This is a genomic window from Gordonia abscondita (assembly GCF_032711245.1).
Taxonomy (GTDB): domain Bacteria; phylum Actinomycetota; class Actinomycetes; order Mycobacteriales; family Mycobacteriaceae; genus Gordonia.
In genome coordinates, this window is sequence record NZ_CP128986.1 from 904925 (window position 1) to 917111 (window position 12187).

The 12187-nt window shown below is 65.1% G+C and carries 16 protein-coding genes; 7 read left to right on the plus strand and 9 right to left on the minus strand.

Going from position 1 to position 12187, the window contains the following annotated elements:
• Nucleotides 1-26: 26 nt before the first annotated feature.
• The 4 genes from rpsR to rpmB are packed head-to-tail and all read right to left on the minus strand — an operon-like array spanning nucleotide 27 to nucleotide 972.
• Nucleotides 27-266, minus strand: a complete 240-nt coding sequence (rpsR, locus tag MP11Mi_RS04250; RefSeq protein WP_420041062.1) for a 30S ribosomal protein S18 — start codon at nucleotides 264-266, stop codon at nucleotides 27-29.
• Complete coding sequence (gene rpsN / locus MP11Mi_RS04255) at nucleotides 266-571, minus strand: 30S ribosomal protein S14 (RefSeq protein WP_420041063.1); 306 nt, start codon at nucleotides 569-571, stop codon at nucleotides 266-268. The genes rpsR and rpsN overlap by 1 nt, the downstream gene beginning before the upstream one ends.
• A complete protein-coding gene (gene rpmG / locus MP11Mi_RS04260) occupies nucleotides 571-738 on the minus strand; it encodes a 50S ribosomal protein L33 (RefSeq protein ID WP_420041064.1) in 168 nt (55 codons plus the stop codon). The genes rpsN and rpmG overlap by 1 nt, the downstream gene beginning before the upstream one ends.
• Entirely contained in the window at nucleotides 739-972 is a 234-nt protein-coding gene (gene rpmB, locus MP11Mi_RS04265; protein ID WP_236998827.1) for a 50S ribosomal protein L28, read from the minus strand.
• A gap of 115 nt (nucleotides 973-1087) precedes the next feature.
• On the opposite strand from rpmB, the gene mrf reads away from it, so the two are divergent.
• Nucleotides 1088-2413, plus strand: a complete 1326-nt coding sequence (gene mrf, locus MP11Mi_RS04270; protein WP_420041065.1) for a ribosome hibernation factor-recruiting GTPase MRF — start codon at nucleotides 1088-1090, stop codon at nucleotides 2411-2413.
• Nucleotides 2410-2655, plus strand: coding sequence for a type B 50S ribosomal protein L31 (locus tag MP11Mi_RS04275; RefSeq protein ID WP_420041067.1), 246 nt, complete (start codon nucleotides 2410-2412; stop codon nucleotides 2653-2655). The genes mrf and MP11Mi_RS04275 overlap by 4 nt, the downstream gene beginning before the upstream one ends.
• A gap of 10 nt (nucleotides 2656-2665) precedes the next feature.
• Here the strand turns inward: MP11Mi_RS04275 and MP11Mi_RS04280 are convergent, their stop codons facing one another.
• Nucleotides 2666-3805, minus strand: a complete 1140-nt coding sequence (locus MP11Mi_RS04280) for an NAD(P)H-dependent flavin oxidoreductase (RefSeq protein WP_420041068.1) — start codon at nucleotides 3803-3805, stop codon at nucleotides 2666-2668.
• Between the two features lie 40 nt (nucleotides 3806-3845).
• A complete protein-coding gene (locus MP11Mi_RS04285) occupies nucleotides 3846-5480 on the minus strand; it encodes an acyl-CoA synthetase (RefSeq protein WP_420041069.1) in 1635 nt (544 codons plus the stop codon).
• A gap of 59 nt (nucleotides 5481-5539) precedes the next feature.
• On the opposite strand from MP11Mi_RS04285, the gene MP11Mi_RS04290 reads away from it, so the two are divergent.
• Nucleotides 5540-6349: a crotonase/enoyl-CoA hydratase family protein gene (locus tag MP11Mi_RS04290; RefSeq protein ID WP_420041070.1), complete on the plus strand. Its 810-nt coding sequence runs from the start codon at nucleotides 5540-5542 to the stop codon at nucleotides 6347-6349.
• A gap of 42 nt (nucleotides 6350-6391) precedes the next feature.
• Here the strand turns inward: MP11Mi_RS04290 and MP11Mi_RS04295 are convergent, their stop codons facing one another.
• On the minus strand, nucleotides 6392-7426 hold the full coding sequence (locus tag MP11Mi_RS04295) for an LLM class F420-dependent oxidoreductase (RefSeq protein WP_420041072.1): 1035 nt from the start codon (nucleotides 7424-7426) through the stop codon (nucleotides 6392-6394).
• A gap of 58 nt (nucleotides 7427-7484) precedes the next feature.
• On the opposite strand from MP11Mi_RS04295, the gene MP11Mi_RS04300 reads away from it, so the two are divergent.
• Genes MP11Mi_RS04300 through MP11Mi_RS04310 form a run of 3 tightly spaced genes read left to right on the plus strand, consistent with a single transcriptional unit; the run spans nucleotide 7485 to nucleotide 10725 of the window.
• Nucleotides 7485-8498, plus strand: coding sequence for a Zn-ribbon domain-containing OB-fold protein (locus MP11Mi_RS04300; protein ID WP_420041073.1), 1014 nt, complete (start codon nucleotides 7485-7487; stop codon nucleotides 8496-8498).
• Nucleotides 8499-8518: 20 nt separating this feature from the next.
• Nucleotides 8519-9556 carry a thiolase domain-containing protein gene (locus tag MP11Mi_RS04305; RefSeq protein ID WP_420041075.1) on the plus strand — a complete coding sequence of 346 codons (1038 nt, stop codon included), beginning with the start codon at nucleotides 8519-8521 and terminating at the stop codon, nucleotides 9554-9556.
• Nucleotides 9556-10725 carry a thiolase domain-containing protein gene (locus MP11Mi_RS04310; protein ID WP_420041076.1) on the plus strand — a complete coding sequence of 390 codons (1170 nt, stop codon included), beginning with the start codon at nucleotides 9556-9558 and terminating at the stop codon, nucleotides 10723-10725. The genes MP11Mi_RS04305 and MP11Mi_RS04310 overlap by 1 nt, the downstream gene beginning before the upstream one ends.
• Nucleotides 10726-10811: 86 nt before the next feature.
• Here MP11Mi_RS04310 and MP11Mi_RS04315 read toward each other — a convergent pair whose 3' ends face one another.
• Nucleotides 10812-11156, minus strand: coding sequence for a winged helix-turn-helix transcriptional regulator (locus tag MP11Mi_RS04315; protein WP_420041077.1), 345 nt, complete (start codon nucleotides 11154-11156; stop codon nucleotides 10812-10814).
• Nucleotides 11157-11263: 107 nt separating this feature from the next.
• Here MP11Mi_RS04315 and MP11Mi_RS04320 point away from each other — a divergent pair, with 107 nt between their 5' ends.
• On the plus strand, nucleotides 11264-11683 hold the full coding sequence (locus tag MP11Mi_RS04320; RefSeq protein ID WP_420041078.1) for a DoxX family protein: 420 nt from the start codon (nucleotides 11264-11266) through the stop codon (nucleotides 11681-11683).
• 60 nt (nucleotides 11684-11743) lie between these two features.
• On the opposite strand, the gene MP11Mi_RS04325 is transcribed toward MP11Mi_RS04320, so the two are convergent.
• Nucleotides 11744-12187, minus strand: coding sequence for a nuclear transport factor 2 family protein (locus tag MP11Mi_RS04325; RefSeq protein ID WP_420041080.1), 444 nt, complete (start codon nucleotides 12185-12187; stop codon nucleotides 11744-11746).

The window sequence follows — 12187 nt, forward strand, 5'->3', positions numbered from 1 at the left end:
CGCTGTGATGCCGACGGTTGGCTCGGTCAGCCGAACGGGAGCAGCGCCATCTCGCGCGCATTCCTGACGGCCGTCGCGAGTTGCCGTTGCTGCTGCGGTGTCAGCCCGGTGACGGCACGAGCACGGATACGTCCGCGTTCGGTGAGGAACCGGCGGAGCGTCGCCGTGTCTTTGTAGTCGAATGTCAGGTTCGGGTCTGCCGTGCGTCGTTTGAGGCCAGCCTTAGCCGCCCTCTTGGCCTTGCCTGACTTCTGCGGTTTCGCCATCACCAGCTCGCTTTCTTGATACCCGGGAGTTCGCCGCGATGGGCCATGGCGCGGAACCGGACGCGGGAGACTCCGGCCTTGCCGAGGTATCCGCGCGGCCGCCCGTCGACGGCGTCTCGGTTACGCAGCCGGGTGGCACTCGCGTCGCGCGGCTGGCGCGCCAGTTCCGCTCGCGCCTGCATGACCGCCTCGGCGGTACTGCTCGGTGATGCGATCGTCGCCTTTAGTTCCGCGCGACGCTCGGCATACCGCGCGACGATCTCGCGGCGGCGTTGTTCCTTCACGATCTTCGACTTCTTGGCCATCAGCGTTCCTCCTTGAACTCGACGTGGCGGCGGACCACCGGGTCGTATTTGCGCAACACGAGCCGGTCCGGGTCGTTGCGGCGGTTCTTGCGGGTGACGTACGTGTATCCGGTTCCGGCTGTGGATTTGAGCTTCACGATGGGCCGGACGTCGGTGCTCTTGCTCATCTAGAGTCGCCCCGCAGCTTTGACGCGTGCGACGACGGCGTCGATCCCGTCGCGGTCGATGGTCTTGATTCCGGCGGCGGATACCCGCAATGTGACGCGTCGTCCGAGCGACGGAACCCAGTACGTCTTGCGCTGAATGTTCGGTCGCCACTGCCGTGACGTGCGTCGATGCGAGTGCGATACCTGCTTCCCGAACCCGGGGACCTTCCCGGTGACTTGGCATTCGGCGGACACATGCACTCCTTCTTATCGAAAACGATTCGCATTAAATGTGTTCGCCACGCTACAGTCGGAATCAATCAAACGGAAATCGTGTTCATTTAAGCGGGATCAAATCGAAGGAGCCCACATGACCGACGCGGCGCACCGCACCCCGGTGACACTGGTCGCAGGCCTGGACCGGACCATCAGCGCGCGCATCGCATACACACTGCTGCGCGCCGGCACCACGGTCGTCTCGCACGATCTGCGGGATGTCGCCTCGGGGCGAGTGACACGCGTCGAGCACCGCATGTCACTCGACGGCGTCGACACACTCACCGTCGACGACGTCGAACTCGAGCACGGTTGCGTGTCGTGCACGCTGCGCTTGGACCTGCTGCCGATGTTGCGCACCCTGCACCGCGACCCCGACGTGCGACATATCGTCGTACTGCTCGATCCGATGGTCGAACCCGAGCAGTTGTCGGTCGAGATCGGCAGCACCATCGTCGAAGCCCCCGACGTCGCCCCCGCTCCAACGTCTGAGGACGTCGAAGTGCACGCGACGTTGTGCGCGGTCGACGCGCGAACGTGGCTCGCCGACGCGACCGGCGACATCACGCTGGCCGAAGCGGGCGTGATCGAGGAGGGCACTCCGGAACTGGAAGACGAGCGAACCCTGTCTCAGATCGCCGTCGCACAGGTCCGGTTCGCGGACGCGATCGTCATCGACGGTGCTGACGGCGTGGAGAGCGCATACGATCTCGCGCGCCTGCACGCTGTGCTCCTTCGGCTCGCGCCTGCGGCGGGAATGCGCACACTCAACAGCCAGCAGACGCTCACGCGAGAGATCGTCGAAGGATCGATTAGCTCCATGACACCGGGAACCCCGCGCGGCCGGCCGACTCAACCGTTCGACCCGCTGCTCGTCGGCGCACCCGACCTCGACGAGGACTGCGGCGTGCAACTCGTGTCGTTCGAGGCCGACCGCCCGTTCCACCCCGAACGACTCCACGACAGCCTCGACGTACTTCTCGAGGGTGTCGTGACAGCGCGCGGGCGGATGTGGTTCGCGTCCGATCCGGACGACGTCATGTGGCTCGAGTCGGCAGGCGGCGGACTGTCGATCCTGCACGTCGGAAACTGGCTGGCATGCATCGACGACCATTCGAACGTCGATCCCGAGCACCGTGCTCTTGCCTCGTTGCGGTGGGACCCCGAACACGGCGACCGACATACCTCGCTGACCGTTCTGTGTCACCGAGCCGACCCCGACGATGTTCGCCGCGCACTCACAGCTGCACTGGTGACCGCCGACGAGTTCGCACGCGGCCAGGACTACATCACGTCATTGCCTTCGCCGTTCGGTCACGCCCACCGCGACCCGTGCGACGACATGGAATCCCCCGCCGATCGAGCCGAATCATCCGCCGCTTTCCGAGCGGACTCGAGTCCCGAAGGAGAACAACTATGAAATCTGGAATCCACCCCGACTACCACCCCGTGGTCTTCCGTGACGCCGCGACCGGCAAAGAGTTCCTGACCAGGTCGACCGCGACCTCGGAGAACACCGTCGACTGGTCGGATGGAAACACGTATCCGCTCATCGTCGTCGATGTGACGAGCGATTCGCACCCGTTCTGGACGGGCGCGCAGCGCGTCATGGATTCAGAAGGCCGCGTGGAGCGGTTCAAACGCCGCTACGGCATGCGGTAGTCGGTTTCGCTCAACTGCCGGACAGTGTCGCCGCGATCCTGGCCGCTGCCTCCTTGTACTCGGAGACAAGACCGTCGATCAGTTCATCGACAGGTGTGATCGCGTTGCACCGCCCGACGATCTGGCCGGCTGGCATCGCGACGACGCCCGGATCGTCGGCGAGGGAGATGCGGGCGTGCGCCTCACCGACGAGCAGGTTCTGGAGCGGCATCGGTAGCGGCTCGGGTGCGTTCGCCGCATCCCAGGCGTCGGTCCATTTGGTCTTGAGGAGACGGGCCGGCTTACCCGAGTAGATGCGCCGGCGAACGGTGTCGCGGGAGGTCGCGGCGAGAAGCGCCTGCTGAACCGTGGATGGACCGTCGCCGGTGGCTCCCAAGTCGTACTCGGCGGCGGTCAGCCAGTAGGTGCCCATCCATACGCCCTGTGCGCCGAGCGCGATCGCGGCGGCCATCTGCCTCCCGCTGCCGACGCCGCCCGCGGCGAGAACGGGTGCCCGATCACCGAGTGCGTCGACGAGTTCCGGCCACAGGATCATCGACGTGACCTCACCGGTGTGGCCGCCACCCTCGTAGCCTTGCGCGATCACGATGTCGACGCCCGCGTTCACGTGGCTGAGCGCATGCTCCTTGGCTCCCGCGAGCGCCGCGACCTGTACACCGTTCTCGTGCGCGATCGCGATGACGTCGTCCGGAGGCGACCCGAGAGCGTTCGCAATCAGCTTGATCTGCCCGTATTTGCGGGCGTGCTCCATCGCGATGTCGACATGCGATCGCGCAACCGAGTGCAGCCAGCCCAGAACGCCGGTGTTGACGCGGTCGCCGCCGTCGGGAAGAGGCGGCACCCCGAGATCGTCGAGCGTCCGCTCCACGAACGCGCGATGCTCGGGCGGGATCATCGAGTCCAGGTCGAGCTTGGACCCTTCGGTCGGGATCTTGGCTGGCATCACGACGTCGACGCCAAACGGCTTGCCGTCAGTGTTCTCGTGCATCCATTCGAGGACTTCGTTGAGTTCGTCGGCCTCATTGAACCGCACGCAACCGAGTACGCCGAGTCCCCCCGCACGGCTGATCGCGGCGGCTACGTGCTCACTCGGAGTGAACCCGAAGATCGGGTATTCAATACCGAACTTCTCACTGAGATCAGTCTTCATTTCTGTCCTTGTCCGTTCTACGGGGCTTGGTTAACCGGGTCTATCGGGATTCGTCTGGCTCACGCGAGGACGTGACGTCTACCGCCCAGCGATAGTCGGGCTTCCCGGCGGGCGAGCGCTTCACCTCGTCGACAAACCAGACGCTGCGCGGAGCCTTGTAACCGGCCAAGACGACGCGGACCACCTCACCGAGACCGGTCAGCGTCGGTCGCGCACCGTTGCGGGCGGCTACGACGGCGGCGACACGTTGACCGAACCGCTCGTCGGGGACACCGACGACACTCACGTCGAAGACGTCTGGATGCGACTTCAACGCGGCTTCGACCTCTTCGGGGAACACTTTCTCTCCACCGGTGTTGATCGACATCGACCCGCGGCCGAGCATCGTGATGGTCCCGTCGGCCTCGAGACGAGCGAAGTCGCCGGGCAACGAGTACCGCACTCCGTCGTACTCGACGAATGTCTCGGCACTCTTGGCTGGCGCATTGTGATAACGCAGCGGAATGTGGCCGCTGCGCGCGAGACGACCGGTCTCGCCGTCGCCCGGCTGCAACCGGGTCCCGTCCGCACGCAGCACGTGGGTGTTCGGGTCCGCTTTCACGGTGGGTGCGCCCACCCGGCTCTGCCCCTTGACCGCCATCCCCATTCCGCCGAATCCGGTCTCAGAGGAACCGATCGCGTCGACGACGACGGCGTTCGGGAACTTCTCCAGGTATCGCTCTTTGACGGCGGGCGAGAACAGCGCGGCCGACGAGGCAACGGACACGACAGACGAGGTGTCGTACTCGCCGGCTTCGAGCGCCTCGATCATCGGCCGACCCATAGCGTCGCCGGTGATAAAGATGACGTTCACCTTGTGCTTGTCGACAGCTTCCCACACTTGAGCGGGGTCGAAGTCCGGGTAGACAACGGACTTCCCACCAGCGAACAACGATTGGAAGATGGCCCACTGACTACCGCCGTGGATGAACGGTGGGATCGGGAAGCGAACGAGCTGACCGCCGTCGGATCCAGTCTTGGCGTGCTCCCACTCGTCGGCGACGGGTGTGCCCGAGTACCAGTCGATACCACCACCGAGGACGCGCCACACGTCTTCTTGACGCCAGATGACACCCTTCGGTTTCCCGGTCGTCCCACCGGTGTAGAGCATGTACAGGTCGTCGTCGCTGCGCTCGTCGAAGTCTCGTTCACGCGACGAGTCGGCGATCGCGTCTTCGTAGTCGACGACAGTGACATCGCCGCGCTCGTCGAACGGAGCCCCCTGCTCGTCGAGCGGAGTCGAGACCACGACCCGGGCGGTCAGGTCGAACGCCGATTTCGATAACACGTTGCACACCCGCCCGGTGTACCGCTCCTCATGGATGAGAACCTTCATCCCAGAGTCAGCGACGATGTGTTCCAGCTCGGATTCGACATACCGGTAGTTGACGTTGACCATAACCGCGCGAATCTTGAAGATCGCGATCATGGACTCGACGGATTCGATCGTGTTTCTGCTGTACAAACCCACCCTGTCACCTCGTCGAATGCCGAGTTCGGCGAGTGTGTGAGCGATCGCGTTGGATCGCTCCTCCATCTGCTCGTAGGTCCGACTCTCGTCGCCTGATTCGAGGGCGATTCGGTCGGGCATCAGGTCGACCGCATGCTCGATGAGGTCGGCTATTGTGAAGGCCATACGTCAAAACTAGAACGTGTTACTGTTCGTGGCAAGCGATTCGCCAGACCGGAGGAAGCATGCCCGAACAGAGCACAGTCGACGCCGCACCGGAGTGCCTCGTCGAAAAGCGTGGCCACGTCCTGACCGTCACGATGAACCGCCCGAAAGCGCGCAACGCGCTCTCGACGGAGATGATGGCGATCATGGAGCAGGCGTGGGATCAGGCGGACGCCGACCCGGATATTCGCGTCGCGATCCTGACCGGTGCGGGCGGCTACTTCTGCGCTGGCGCCGACCTCAAATCGATGAACAAGAAGGCCCCTGGCGACAAGTTCTCCGAGGGCGGCTGGGACCTGACACGCCTACCAGCCCTTCTCAAAGGCCGCCGCCTCACCAAGCCGCTGATCGCCGCCGTCGAGGGCCCCGCCATCGCCGGCGGCACCGAGATCCTGCAAGGCACCGACATTCGAGTGGCCGCCGAGAGCGCGAAGTTCGGCGTGTCGGAAGCCAAGTGGGGCCTGTTCCCGCTGGGCGGCAGCGCAGTACGCCTGGTCCGGCAGATCCCGTACACCGTCGCCGCCGACATACTGCTTACCGGCCGCCACATCACTGCGGCCGAGGCCGAGCGTTACGGGCTGGTCGGCTACGTCGTCCCAGACGGCACCGCACTCGACAAGGCCCTTCAGATCGCCGAACAGATCGCGGCGAACGGACCGCTCGCCGTCCAGGCGATCCTCAAGACCATCCGCGACTCCGAAGGGTTACACGAGGAGGACGCGTTCAAGATCGACGCCGAACTCGGTGCGGCCGTGTTCAAGTCCGCCGACGCGAAGATCGGGCCGCGCGCTTTCGCCGACAAGGAGAAGCCACAGTTCACCGGCGAATGAGGTCGCGTCCCCGCTGAGAGTGATTCCGTCGCCATTGCCTGGTCAGACGAGCGAAGCCAGTTCGCTGATCGTCTCCACGTCCCGGGCAGTGACCATCAGGGTCGTGACGCCTGCGGTCTCCCACACGCCGATTTGGTCTCGGACGTCGGCCCGGGTGCCGACGAGCATCGTCTCGCGAACCATCTCGTCGGGCACCGCGGCGATCGCCTCGGCCTTCCGGCCGGACCGGAAGAGACGGCCGACTTCGTCGACGACGTCGCCATAACCCATGCGGCGGTACAGTTCCGCGTGGAAGTTCTTCTCTTCGGCCCCCATGCCGCCGACGTACAGCGCGGTCGACGGCCGATACCGCTCGATGGCCGCCGGGACGTCATCGGTGATGACGCATTGCGCGTTGGCGGCGATCTCGAACTCTCCCCTCGTCCGGCGAGCGTTCGGCCGCGCGAACCCCTCGTCGAGCCAGCTGTTGAACATGCCGGCCAGTCTCGGCGTGTAGAAGACTGCGAGCCAACCGTCGGCGATCTCGGCGGTCTGCGCTACATTGCGCGGCCCCTCGGCACCCAACCAGATCGGGATGTCAGCGCGCAGCGGATGTGTGATCGGCTTCAATGGCTTGCCGAGGCCGGTGACGCCTTGACCGTCGACGAGCGGCAGCCGGTAATGCGGCCCATCGCTGGTTACCGGCGCTTCGCGGGCCAGCACGTCACGCACCACGCGAACATATTCGCGAGTGCGCGCGAGAGGCTTCCCGAACGGCTGGCCGTACCAACCTTCCACCACTTGTGGACCCGAGACGCCGAGACCGATCACATGACGTCCGCCGGAGAGATGGTCGAGGGTCAACGCGGCCATCGCCAGCGAGGTCGGGGGCCGCGCCGATAGTTGGGCGACCGCGGTGCCCAGCCGCACGCGCGAGGTCTGCGAGCCCCACCAGGCGAGAGGCGTATAGCAGTCCGATCCCCACGACTCCGCCGTGAACACCGAGTCGAAGCCTGCCCCTTCGGCCGCGACTACGAGATCTGCAGCCTTTTCGATGGGCCCGGCTCCCCAATAGCCGAGCTGTAGTCCGAGTCTCACTCGCACACCTTTCATCGGAACCCTTGCCGACAATACTAGAACGTGTTCTATTTAATACGTGACTATTAGTGCCCAACATTCAAGTCCCGAAGTGTCGGTGCCCGAACCGGAGTCAACAATCCTCTCGGCGGACCTGACCAATTCCTTCGACTACACGCGATCCCTCGGCCCGGTCCTGTCCCAGTTCGCCCTCGCGCTGCGCGACGGTCGTATCGTCGGTAGTCGCGGGACCGACGGCCGCGTCAGCGTGCCACCGACCGAATACGACCCGACCACAGGTACTGCGACGACCGACATCGTCGAGGTCGGGTCCGTCGGCACGATCGAATCCTGGTCGTGGCAGCCGCACCCACCGGAGACCCAGCCCCTCGACGAACCATTCGCGTGGGCGCTGATCCGCCTCGACGGCGCCGACACGTCGATGCTGCACGCGGTCGCTGCCAACGCTCCCGACCAGGTGAGCACCGGTGCCCGGGTACACGCCGTCTGGCGGGAGGTCCGCACTGGACGCATTGACGACATCACCCACTTCACACTCGGCGACACCGCCGTCACGGCGACCACGGACCACGGCGGGTCGATCGCCGACGACGACGGCAACGTCGTCATCACCACGCCGATCGGGATGACCGTCGTACACGTCGCCACTGAAAACGAATCCTGGTATCTGGAGGGGCTCAAGGCAGGCAAGCTGTACGGCGGCCGGGTCGAGACCGGCGAGGTGTACTTCCCTCCGCGCGTCGTGAGCCCAGCCGACGGTTCGCGAACCGTCGAACGCGTCGAACTAGCCGACACCGGCACCATCACGACGTTCTGCATCGTCAACGTGCCGTTCCTCGGACAGCAGATCAAACCCCCGTACGTCGCCGCATACGTCCTCCTCGACGGCTCCGACATCCCCTTCCTACACCTGATTCTCGACGCCCCAGCCGAGGACGTCCGGATGGGCATGCGCGTCAAGGCGGTCTGGCGGCCGGCAGCCGAATGGGATCACACTCTGCGCAACATCAGCCATTTCGCTCCAAGCGGCGAGCCCGACGCCGACTTCGAGTCGTACCGAAATCACCTGTGACCAGAGAGAGGAGTCGACACATGAGCACGAATATTCCGCGGATCGCCGTCGTGGGGTTCGCCCACAGCGCGAACGTCCCCGAAAGCACCGGTACCACCAACGGCGTCGAGATGCTGATCCCCTGCTTCCAGCGGGTATATGCCGACCTGGGCATCACCCGCACCGACATCGATTTCTGGTGCAGCGGATCATCCGACTATCTCGCCGGACGGGCATTCTCGTTCATCTCGGCCATAGACGCCGTCGGAGCCGTGCCCCCGATCCACGAGTCGCACGTCGAGATGGACGCGGCGTGGGCCCTGTACGAGGCCTGGGTCAAGATCGCGACCGGCGAGGTCGACATCGCGCTCGCCTACGGTTTCGGCAAGTCGTCCGCAGCTGATATGGACCAGGTCCTCGCATTACAGACCGACCCATACACGGTGGCGCCGCTCTGGCCGGATGCCCCGTCGCTCGCCGGACTTCAAGCCCGCGCCGGGATCGACGCGGGCGCGTGGACCGAAGCGGACATGGCGGCAGTCGCCGCCCGCTCGAGCGGGTCATCGGTCGACGAGCTGCTAGCCGCCGGCTACGTCCGTGATCCGCTGCGCCAGAGCGACATCGCCCCGTACGCCGACGCCGGGGCCGCGGTCGTCCTCGCGAGTGAAGAACGTGCGCGTGAGCTCGTCGAGAACCCGGCATGGGTCACCGGGTGGGATCACCGCATCGACACCCCGAACTTCGGCTCCCGCGATCTGACCCGATCACCGTCGACCAAGTTGGCAGCAGACACCGCGTTCGGCAACCGCGACCGCAACGTCGACGTCGCCGAGATCCACGCTCCATACACACATCAGGAGCTGATCGTGCGCCGCGAACTCGGCATCGGCGAAGACACACAGATCAACCCGTCCGGCGGGGTAATGGGCGGCCACGCGCTGTTCTCCGCAGGACTGCAGCGCATCGGTTACGCCGCACACGCGATCCTCACCGGGCAGGCGCGCACGGCACTGGCGCACGCAACGAGCGGGCCGCTCCTGCAACAGAACATGGTGCTCACGTTGGAAGGCGAGAACTGATGGGACGCAATCGCGCCGCCGTGCTGGGCACGGGGCAGACGAAGTACGTCGCCAAACGACACGACGTCACGATGGCCGGAATGTGCCGTGAAGCGATCGACCGGGCACTCGACGACGCCCAAGTGAGCCTGGACGAAATCGACGCGATCGTCATCGGCAAGGCACCTGACCTGTTCGAGGGATCGATGATGCCCGAGTTGGCGATGGCCGAGGCGATCGGAGCAGTCGGCAAACGACTCATCCGAGTACACACCGCGGGATCGGTCGGCGCGTCCACCGCCGTCGTCGGGACCTCACTGATCACCAGCGGCGTGCATCGCCGAGTGTTGGCGTTGTCGTGGGAGAAGCAGTCGGAGTCGAACGCCATGTGGGCACTGTCGATCCCGGTTCCGTTCACCATGCCGGTCGGTGCGGGTGCTGGCGGATTCTTCGCTCCGCACGTCCGTGCGTACATCAACAATTCACGGGCACCGGGCCATATCGGCGCGATGGTCGCTGCCAAGGACCGTCTTAACGGCTCGCGCAACCCGTTGGCGCACCTGCATCAACCCGACATCACCGTCGACAAGGTCCTCGCCTCGCAGATGCTGTGGGATCCGATCCGGTTCGACGAGACATGTCCGTCGTCCGATGGCGCGTGCGCCGTCGTAATCGGCGACGAGCCCGCGGCCGACGACGCCGTCGCCGACGGCCGTCCGGTCGCGTGGATTCACGCGACGGCGATGCGTACCGAACCGCTGTCGTACTCGCACCGCAACGTGGTGAGTCCGCAGGCCGGTCGCGACGCGTCCGCCGCACTGTGGAAGGACGCGGGCATCACGAATCCGCTCGAGGAGATCGACACCGCCGAGATCTACGTCCCGTTCTCCTGGTTCGAACCGATGTGGCTCGAGAACCTCGGTTTCATGCCCGAGTACGAGGGTTGGAAACTCACCGAAGCTGGTGAGACCGCGATCGGCGGCAAGCTGCCAGTCAACGCCTCCGGCGGCGTGCTCTCATCCAACCCGATCGGCGCGTCCGGCATGATCCGCTGCGCCGAGGCCGCGATCCAGGTGATGGGCAAGGCCGGAGACCACCAAGTCCCGGACGCCCGAAAAGCGCTCGGTCACGCCTACGGTGGCGGTTCGCAGTACTTCTCGATGTGGGTTGTGGGCGCCGACAAGCCGTAACAGACCCCTTCGCACCAGAAAAGCGGAGCCGAGACTGAGTCTCGGCTCCGCTTTTTGCGTATGCACTCGGTAGGTGTGCGGGCCTTCTATCCTCCCGCACCGCGCTCCATCGCCGCCTCGACCGCGGCGATCAATGTCCGGACGGCGACGGCGACGACTTGTCCGGCATCGGTCAGCTGGTAGTCAGGGTGCGCGGGCGACGCCGTGGCGCGCACGGCGAGGCCGTCGTCGCACAGGGTGCGCAGGGTCTGGGTGAGCATCCGGTCGCTGATGCCCTCGACCTGCGCTCGGATCTCGCCGAAGCGCTGCGGGCCGGTGCCGAGGGTTCCGAGGACGAGTGCACCCCATTTCCCGGTGACGTGTTCGAAGACCTGCCGCGACGGGCATTTCTTCGCGAACACGTCGTAGGCAAGCGTGGAGGATTCGGACACGGAATCAATGTACGCCCCCGCTTGCACTTACGAAAGGTAAGTGGTTCGATCGTCTGGTCCGTTCACTCGAGCGTTCCACCCGAACGCCCATCTTCCAGGAGCTGCACATGAACCCGCTCAAGCAAGCGCAGGGCTTGTCGACGACCGTCGCCCGCGTCATCCTCGGCATCATCTTTCTCGCACACGGCTGCCAGAAACTGTTCGTCAACGGCATGGACGCCACGTCCGCAGGCTTCGAGATGATGGGCGCTCCCGCCCCGACTCTCTCGGCGTGGGTCGCCGCCATCCTCGAGTTCGCGGGCGGTATCGCCCTGATCGCGGGCATCGCCGTCCCGCTCGTCGCCCTACTCTTGATCTTCGACATGATTGGCGCGATCTTCATCGCCCATATCGACGCCGGATTCTGGTCGTCCGACGGCGGCTACGAACTCCCCCTCGCCCTCATCGCCGGCCTGATCGCCATCGCCATCGCCGACCAGGGCATCGTCTCTGTCGACTCTCACATAGCCAAACGCTTCAAGAAGTAGACGCGAAACGAGCCCGGCGACCTCGAGAAGGTCGCCGGGCTCGCAGCGGCAGGGCGGATCTCACGCCGGGCGCAGGGAGGATATCGTCTCCCCGACCTCCCAGAACGCCCGCAACGCCACCAGGTCGCCGTTGCTGTCGGCCTTGTACGTGAAGACTCCGTTCGCCTCCGAGATGTGGCCCGCGATATGGGTGACTATCTTGCCGACGTATGCCACCTCGTTGCCGCAGATGATCTCCTTGTCGAAGACGAAGTCGAGCTTCTCTGTGGTGCCGATGGTCTTGTCCCAGAACGCGGACAGCGCTTCGGCGCCGCGGTGCCCGACGCCTTCTTCGTCGAACATCGACGGCCCTACCGGGTCTTCGACGACAGCGTCGGCAGCGAAGTTGGCGAGCCACGCTTGTTTGTCGCGCGCATTCACGGCTTCGCGGGAGCGTAATCCGGCGAGAACTGCCGGATGGTTCTCCCTGTCGAGATTGAGGTACGACGGCAACTCGTCAGCCAT

What these genes read in the sequence shown, in the direction of transcription:
- MP11Mi_RS04290 (WP_420041070.1), top strand. Translation starts at nt 5,540, where the DNA reads ATGCCCGAACAGAGCACAGTCGACGCCGCACCGGAGTGCCTCGTCGAA.
- MP11Mi_RS04280 (WP_420041068.1), bottom strand. Translation starts at nt 3,805, where the DNA reads ATGAAGACTGATCTCAGTGAGAAGTTCGGTATTGAATACCCGATCTTC.
- MP11Mi_RS04305 (WP_420041075.1), top strand. Translation starts at nt 8,519, where the DNA reads ATGAGCACGAATATTCCGCGGATCGCCGTCGTGGGGTTCGCCCACAGC.
- MP11Mi_RS04325 (WP_420041080.1), bottom strand. Translation starts at nt 12,187, where the DNA reads ATGGCTGACGAGTTGCCGTCGTACCTCAATCTCGACAGGGAGAACCAT.
- MP11Mi_RS04285 (WP_420041069.1), bottom strand. Translation starts at nt 5,480, where the DNA reads ATGGCCTTCACAATAGCCGACCTCATCGAGCATGCGGTCGACCTGATG.
- rpsR (WP_420041062.1), bottom strand. Translation starts at nt 266, where the DNA reads ATGGCGAAACCGCAGAAGTCAGGCAAGGCCAAGAGGGCGGCTAAGGCT.
- MP11Mi_RS04275 (WP_420041067.1), top strand. Translation starts at nt 2,410, where the DNA reads ATGAAATCTGGAATCCACCCCGACTACCACCCCGTGGTCTTCCGTGAC.
- rpmG (WP_420041064.1), bottom strand. Translation starts at nt 738, where the DNA reads ATGAGCAAGAGCACCGACGTCCGGCCCATCGTGAAGCTCAAATCCACA.
- mrf (WP_420041065.1), top strand. Translation starts at nt 1,088, where the DNA reads ATGACCGACGCGGCGCACCGCACCCCGGTGACACTGGTCGCAGGCCTG.
- MP11Mi_RS04310 (WP_420041076.1), top strand. Translation starts at nt 9,556, where the DNA reads ATGGGACGCAATCGCGCCGCCGTGCTGGGCACGGGGCAGACGAAGTAC.
- MP11Mi_RS04320 (WP_420041078.1), top strand. Translation starts at nt 11,264, where the DNA reads ATGAACCCGCTCAAGCAAGCGCAGGGCTTGTCGACGACCGTCGCCCGC.
- rpsN (WP_420041063.1), bottom strand. Translation starts at nt 571, where the DNA reads ATGGCCAAGAAGTCGAAGATCGTGAAGGAACAACGCCGCCGCGAGATC.